Origin of the sequence: Lysobacter antibioticus HS124 (genome assembly GCF_000336385.2) — a bacterium.
GTDB classification, from domain to species: Bacteria; Pseudomonadota; Gammaproteobacteria; order Xanthomonadales; family Xanthomonadaceae; genus Lysobacter; species Lysobacter firmicutimachus.
Genome location: NZ_HG424527.1, coordinates 1 through 4717, shown reverse-complemented (window position 1 = coordinate 4717; position 4717 = coordinate 1). Strand labels below are relative to the sequence as shown.

2 protein-coding genes are annotated in these 4717 nt (G+C 67.8%); both read right to left on the bottom strand.

The features are described from left to right. Positions 1-1776 (bottom strand): M14 family zinc carboxypeptidase (locus TX83_RS15220; protein WP_064748813.1); only part of this gene is annotated, 1776 nt, incomplete at its 3' end. Positions 1777-2027: 251 nt separating this feature from the next. Then, on the bottom strand, positions 2028-4040 hold the full coding sequence (locus tag TX83_RS15215; RefSeq protein ID WP_186442614.1) for a proprotein convertase P-domain-containing protein: 2013 nt from the start codon (positions 4038-4040) through the stop codon (positions 2028-2030). Between the last annotated feature and the right edge of the window lie 677 nt (positions 4041-4717).

Below are 4717 nucleotides of genomic sequence, written 5' to 3'. Positions count from 1 at the left end.
GATGCTGCCGTCGCTGTCGGTCGAGCTGTCGGTGAAGCTCACCGTCAGGCCGCTGGCCGAGGAACTGAAGTTCGCCACCGGCGGGTTGTTGCCCGGGCCGGTGCCGCCGACGGTGAAGCGCACCGCGTTCGGCGTACCCGGCTTGCCGGACGCGTCGGTGCCTTGCACGTACAGCGTGTGCACGCCCGCCGCCAGACCGGTGGTGGGGATGCTGCCGGTGACGGTCTCGCGGCTGGCGTTGAAGCTGCCGTCGCTGGCGTTGAGCGGGTACGACACCGCGCCGGCCGCCCACGGCGGCGCGTCGAGGTAGGCCCGGGCCGAGGCGATGTTCTGCACCGGCTCGGTACCGTTGCTCTGGTTGAACACACTGTCGTCGACCGTCGCGGTCAGCGACACCGGCGTGCCGGCCGGCACCGTCGCCGAGGCCACCGAGACCGCGACCGTGTCCGGACCGGACGGCAGCTTGTACGGCGCCCAAAGACTGCGCGCGGCGTAGCGCAGCGACTTGAGGTTGTCCGGCAAGGTGGTGCCGGTGAAGGTGCTGCAGCTTTCGAAGAACGACACGCCCAGCTCGATCGTGTAGGCCGGCACGCCGAGCGAGCCGTACATGGTGTCGTCGGTGGTGCCGTCGGTGGCGTACAACTCGTCCGACTGCTGGGGACGATAATTGTTGTGATAGGCCATGCGCCGGCCCAAGGCCCGCAGCGCGGCGCTGTTCGGCGCCGGGTTGCTGGTGTCGCCCCAGGACCACAGCACCAACTGCGCGGCGCTGTGGATGTCCATGAAGATGCCCTGGTAGTCCTCCGGCGCGGCGGTGTTGACGTCGTCGGGACGACGGTCGGGGAAGATGCCGCCGGTGTAGACGCCGTTGCTGCCGCGGGTGCCGGCGACCAGACGCATCAGGTTCTGCGTTTCCGGCTCCGACGCCGCGGTCGGGCCGCGGTAGGTCTCGGCGCAGGCGTTGCCGCTGGAACCGCCGGCGGCGCTGTTCCAGTGGTAGGGGAAGTTGCGGTTGAGATCGGTGCCGTAGGCCGAAGCGCTGCAGCTGCCGTTGGTGTTGTTGACGTTCTTGCGCCAGGACGATCCGGCCTCGGCCTTCTTGCGCCCGTCCGGGTTGGCCTGCAGCACGAACTGGAAGGCGAAATTGTCCAGCAGCCAGGTCGCTTCGTCGTTGCTGCCGTAGCCGTTGGCCAGCCACTCGGCGAAGCGGGTGACGGTCTCGGCCGGCGTGTATTCGCGGGCGTGGATCGAACCGAACAGGACCAGGGTCGGCTTGTTCGGAAGCGCCGCGTCGGTGGCCGAATTGGTCAGCTTCAGCACCTTCATGTCGTAGCCGCTGCCGGCGCTCTGGGTCTTCTGCCAGCTCGGGCCGATCACGCGCACGCTGGCCAGCTGCGGCTTGCTCGCCGCCAGTTGGTCCATGGTCTGGTAGGTCTCTTCGACCGTGCGGTAGCAGGCGTAGCCGGGAATGCTCTTGATGCCGAGCGCCGAGCTTTGCAACGCACTCTGCAGACGCTGCAGCTTTTCGGTGCCTTCGCGGTCGATCTCGTAGCGCAGGCCGGCGCGGCGCAGCGCGTCCAGATCCTCCGGCATCGCCTCGACTTTCACGGTGCGGGCGTTGCGGTCGACGATCAGGTGCTGGAAGCGCGAAGCGATGCGCTGCAGCTGAGCGGGATTCTGGTAATGGGCGGTGACGAAAACCGGCAACTCTTCGGCGGCCGCGGCGCCGGCGGACAGGGCCAGCAACAGCGGCAGTGCGGCATATCGGATGCGCATAGGGGAACTCTCCATGAACCGGTGCGGTGGGCAGGCAGCGTCGCGGGGCAGCGCGCCGCAACCATGCTGTGGATGGACGCGACGCACTGGCAAGCGCCGCGCGGCGCGCGGCCGATGCGCTTTCGTGATATCCGCAGCAGAACGCCGCTGCGGCGCCGGAGGCCGGCGGCGTCCGCTCGTCGCGGTGCGGACGCCCTGAAAAAACGCCGCGGCCCGAAAGCCGCGGCGCGGTGCGGATCAAGCCGCGTGGATCAGAAGGTGATGCTCCACTTGTCGATACGGCCGGTATCGGCGGTGGCGTTGTCGTTCACCCGCAGCTTCCAGGTGCCGTTGAGCGCTTCGCTCGACAGGTCCTTGGTGTAGGTCTGGATGAGGTTGTCGGCGCTGCCGCCGGTGCGGTTATGCAGGTTGTAGACCGTGCCGTCCGGCGCGACCAGATCGACCTTCAGATCGCTGCGGTAGGTGTGGTAGATCGTCACCTGGATCGGCGTGGTCGCCGAGCCGTTGCCGCTGCGGCCGGAGACCGTGATCGGGCTTTCCACAGTGCTGTGGTCGGCGATCGGGTAGTCGGTCTCGTTGCTGTAGGTCTGCGCGCCCGGGCCGCCGGACACCGTGACCGTACCGGTCTTGGTGTTGGTGGCGCCATCGTCGTCGGTGACGGTCAGGGTGACGGTGTAGGTGCCGGCCGCGGCGTAGGTCCTACTCGGGTTGGTCGCGGTCGAGGTGCTGCCGTCGCCGAAGTTCCAGCTGCGCGAGGCGATGGTGCCGTCGCTGTCGGTGGAGGTGTCGGTGAAGGTCGCGGTCAGGCCGCTGGTGCTCGAGGTGAAGTTCGCCACCGGCGGGTTGTTGCCCGGGGTGCCGCCCGAATCCAGACCGTCGATGAACTGGGCGCCGGTGTTGCCGGCGTCGAGCCAGTCGCTCAGGCGCGAGCCCGAAGCGCCGCCGCCGGTCCAGGACACGAACACGCGGCCGTAATAGTCGCTGCGATTGTCGCCCGTCGCCGAGCAGCTCGACGGGCCGCCGTGCAACTGGCCGATCACGCGCCGCTCAGGACTGTACAGCGGCGAACCCGAGGAGCCCGGCTCGGTCACACCGCCGGTGGGCTGCCACTGCGAGCGCAGATGGGTGGTGCCGGCGCCGCCGCCCCAGGCGACGAAGGTGGTCGGCTGCACCGACAGGCTGATGCGCTTCTCGGCGACGTTGGGATGATGGATCGCGATCGAGCTGGGGAAGTTCTGATCGCGGCGGTCCCAACCGGCCCAGAACAGGTTGAACGCCGGATTGGCCGGAGTGTTCAGCTCCAGCAGGGTGAAGTCGGAGGTCGCATAGGTCGCCTTGACCGTAGAACCCGACTGGTTCTGGCTCATCGAGCCGTCGCCGTTGGCGCCGCTGGCCGGCGTGTTCGGCGCGCGGCAGGTGGAGTTCTGATAGTTCCAGTACACCACGATGCTCGCCGCGGTCGAGGCCGTACCCATGCCGCAGTGGTGCGCGGTCAGGAAGTACATCTTCTTGTCGTTCGCGGTGTTGTTGACCAGCGAACCGGTGCAGGCCAGCGAGCCGTTCTTCGAATAGGCCGCGACCGAGCGGATGATGTCGCGGCGGCCGTCGCCGTCGGGGCAGACCACGTCGACGTTGCACTGGCCGGACACGCCCTTCTCGCCGCTTTGCGCGGCCAGGCGGCGCGCCAGCGGACCGAAGCCGACGTAGTCGTGGTTGACCTTGGTCAGGTGCAGCTTGAGCTCGGCGGCCTTGGCGCGCGGCACGACCACTTCGATCACCGCTTCTTCGCCCGGCACGATCGCCGTCCACAGTTGGCCCTGGGCGTTGTTGTCGCGATCGTCGTACTGGCGGATCAGGTTGCGATCGCCGCCCGGCATCTGAGTGGCCGGATACACCAGCAGGCGACCGCCGGCCGGCATGTGGTATTGGGTGAAACCGAAGTTCAGCGACAGCGCCTTGTTCGAGCGCACGCGCTGGCGCCAGACCAGGGTGTCGGCGTCGATGCTTTCCCAGACGCCGGAGTTCTGCGGCGTCATATCGACGGTCAACGGCTGGGCGAAGCGCGGGATGTCGCCGCGCGCTTCGCGCACGCGATCCTCGGCTTGCAGCTTGGGAACGTCGACCGCCGGCATGGTACGCAGGCTGATCCTGTCGACGCTGGACAGATTAGCGTGTTCGAACGCCGCCGGGCGCGAGGCCGGTGCGGCCAGGGCGGCGCTAATCGACATTCCGAGCAACATCAGGGAACCGCAGAATCGTTTCATGAGTCTCTCCGTCCGTAGTAGAGGCGAAGACCCGCGACGCCGAACGAGGCGTTTCGGTGGCGATGGCGGCGGGTCAGGCGATGGGAATCGAACGCTCCAGCACGTGATGCAGGCAATGCCGCATGCTTCCCCCAAGCGTGCGTGTTCAAAGACGACGACGCGTGGCCGATCGGTGCGCAGCCGGCGCGACCACGGCGCGACTCTGAGGCAGGCCCGTCGCGCACAACAAGACGCAAATCCGCCGAGTCCACATCGCATCCGTGTTTTTCGTCACGCATACGGCGAAGATTTGTTTCGATTGAAATCGGTACCGGCGGGCGGAAATCGGAACTGAGAACCCGTCCGCGTTCATGAAGTCGCTGCGCGCACACGACAGCGGAACTTCGCCGGCGAGCGGTGCGTTGGGGGGTACGAGCGGCGCCGACGAGGACGGTTTCGGCACCTGTTTTCTTCGTTTTTTCGCGATCTTCCGAGCCACGGACCGGCTTGCGGCCGCGGCGCGCCGGTGCCGGCCGCCTTCGTCGCGACGAGCGGCAGCGGTTGCCCTGATGCGCGCCGCCCAAAAAAAAGCCCCCGGGGTTGCCCGGGGGCGCTGTCGCGAACCGTGCGAGGGTCGCGGGTCGATCAGAAGGTGATGCTCCAGGTGTCGATCTTGCCGACGTCCTGCGCGGCGCGGT

Coding starts and splice junctions, on each gene's coding strand:
- TX83_RS15215 (WP_186442614.1), bottom strand. CDS start 4,040: ATGAAACGATTCTGCGGTTCCCTGATGTTGCTCGGAATGTCGATTAGC.